At 48.3% G+C, this 1,497-nt stretch carries 1 protein-coding gene; it reads left to right on the top strand.

All coding sequences use genetic code 11. From position 1 onward, the window contains the following. Positions 1-207 (top strand): hypothetical protein (locus tag ABRP64_RS11600; RefSeq protein WP_284783245.1); only part of this gene is annotated, 207 nt, incomplete at its 5' end. Positions 208-1,497: the final 1,290 nt, after the last annotated feature.

Raw genomic sequence — 1,497 nt, 5'->3', positions numbered from 1 at the left:
CACGTGCTGGCCCCTGACACCATCACACTGCATGCTCTATCGAAAGGTAGAAACACCACTCAAACGGACTTGACCCTGCAGAGTTCGCTGTTTCGGTTCGAACCGTTCAACGAGCGTTATCGAGGACTGGAATCGTTTTACCCACAGGGCGTAAAAAGGGTGACAGACCGTAAGCAATATACGGTTCCCCTGCCGTTAGGCAGTTAAGTAAAACCTTCCTTAACAAGATTGGGTTGGATGGACTATGTCCCGGTGCCACTAAGAGTGCCAATAGTGTGAACGTTTTGAGCGCGCTCTGTTGCTCATATTGATACCCGAATGCTCCGGTGCATTGCCTGACATAAGCGCTCTGCTATCTGGTCACCAGTGTTCATTCCCCTGACCACGATCTATGGTGCGCTGGCACCCCCCAGTTCTATGGCACAACTGCGATATCCCGATTGCTGAGAGGTTATGTCTAAAAGATGGTGGGTGCGGCGATTCGCCGCACCCACCATCTTGCACTCATGGCATGTGGTGCTGTTTGCGTAGGTAAAGGAAAGATTTGAAAATCTTCTATCTAGTCGGACTATACGCGGGGATTAATCGCTCTTTTTATGTGTTTCCTTCGCTTTTCGTATTTTTACCAGTTGGTAAATAATCGCACCAGGGATAGCTAAGGCAGCAGCCCAGCCTAAGAAAATAAAAATGATGGATCCCATATCGACCTACCTGTGTATTGTTGCGCAGGTTTTGTTAGACCAAACGCCGTTAACCTTCACCCTTGAACATACCTTCGAGTTGTTCCTCAGGAGTTTTTAACAGGGAAGTTGACCCAAGCGGAAAACACCGAGCAGGGAGGGGTGGCTGTTCGGACTCGGTGGCGACCATAGTTCTCTGTATAAGAAGTCTCTAGTGTGATACCGCATATGTTTTGGCCTTGAAGAGAGGCTCCAGGCATGTAGCTGGCATTGATTCTATCAACATAGAGCCCATACCCTTCTACGTCTTGTGCTACAAAGGCGCCGCTAGCCCCAGGGGCAATCTCCACCGTGTGCGCGGATCGTGTAGAGGTAGTTGGGAACTCAGCAGGCGTTTCGGTGTGGATGATCTGACTTCCAGGTGACGTTTCCTTGGGTGCTAAATCTTGTGCGATTGCAGAGGGGGTCGCAATTGATGTAGTCAGCAGGAGTGTTAAAGATGCCAGTAATGGGAGAGGTGAACGCTTTTTGGTCAAGGTCTTACCTTTCGAGAGAGGATATATTTCCAATATGTAAATGTTAAAATGCTAATTAGAGATTTGCAATAGTTGTCTATGTGATCACCTTTTATGGCCTCGCTGCGGGTTGAGCTAAGCAGTGATCTAGGATTCGAAATCCTAGGTACCTTAGCAATGGCAGTGTTATGCCTGATTGCTCTTTGGATTATTGAAAGTGCAGTTGAGCGTGTCAAGTTGTTTGTGTGTGGGGCTAGGTTTATAGGTATTTGTCGAAGCGGTCGGGAAAGGCTACGGCCATT

It is taken from the genome of Corynebacterium sp. KPL4015 (assembly GCF_040225725.1).
In the GTDB taxonomy this organism is placed as follows: Bacteria; Actinomycetota; Actinomycetes; order Mycobacteriales; family Mycobacteriaceae; genus Corynebacterium; species Corynebacterium rhinophilum.
The sequence above is the reverse complement of the archived record's forward strand: the minus strand, read 5'-3'. Positions and strand labels throughout refer to the sequence as shown.